This is a genomic window from Vibrio sp. 378 (assembly GCF_033339435.1).
The window spans coordinates 1-835 of the sequence record NZ_JAWOUO010000333.1 but is presented as its reverse complement, the minus strand read 5'-3'; the positions used below and the strand labels follow the sequence as shown (position 1 = coordinate 835).

Here is an 835-nt window from a genome sequence, read left to right as displayed (position 1 = left end):
ACCTTTGAAGAATCTGTTGAACCCGTTCAAGATAAACCCAAAGTTCAAACGACAGATGAAGAGATCGAGGGTTTTAATGTCGTTAAAGCGATATTGCGACAACAAGTTGATGTACAGCGAGTGTGTGCCCGTGATACGCAAAGTTATTTTGGTATCCTGCTTGATGACAACAATAGGAAGCCATTATGTCGCCTTTGGTTCAATACCAAACAAAAGTACATTGGCCTCTTTGATGAAGCTAAAACAGAAACCCGTCATCCAATCGACTCGATTGATGATATTTTCAAATTTAGTGAGCAATTACAAAGTACGCCAGCACTTTACGAATAGACTTACATAGAAATGCAAATGAAGCTCCAACACATGATTTTTCTGATGTTTGTGTTGGGGCTTTTTTATTATTCAATCATCTTAGTTTCGTGCAAACCTAGGTATCTTTGAGGTTTGGATGGACATTTAACTTTAAAACATATAGTTAAGGTGACTTGGATAGTAAAAACACCAAGGATGGAAATATGAGAATTGAAATCGACGATTTAGAACGGCCGCAGGTGCTTGCGTTGTTGGAAGAGCATTTGCAGGACATGTACGCTACATCGCCACCAGAGAGCGTGCATGCGTTAGATGTAAGCAAGTTGAAGCTGCCTTCAATCACGTTTTGGACGGGGTGGGATGGTGAGCAGCTATTGGGATGTGTGGCAATGAGCCAACTAGAAGATGGTCACGCAGAGTTGAAATCGATGCGTACGACGCCGTCGGCGAGAAAACAGGGCGTGGCATCCCGCTTACTCAATCACGTGATTGAGCAAGCGAAACATCAGGGGATACAACGTTT

The 835-nt window shown here is 42.5% G+C and carries 1 protein-coding gene and 1 pseudogene; both read left to right on the top strand.

Features of this window, described 5'->3' with window-relative positions; genetic code table 11:
• Positions 1-330: pseudogene (locus tag R7Q48_RS26085) on the top strand (restriction endonuclease); the annotation flags it as partial.
• A 185-nt stretch (positions 331-515) separates the two neighbouring features.
• Positions 516-835 (top strand): GNAT family N-acetyltransferase (locus tag R7Q48_RS26080; RefSeq protein WP_318133089.1); only part of this gene is annotated, 320 nt, incomplete at its 3' end.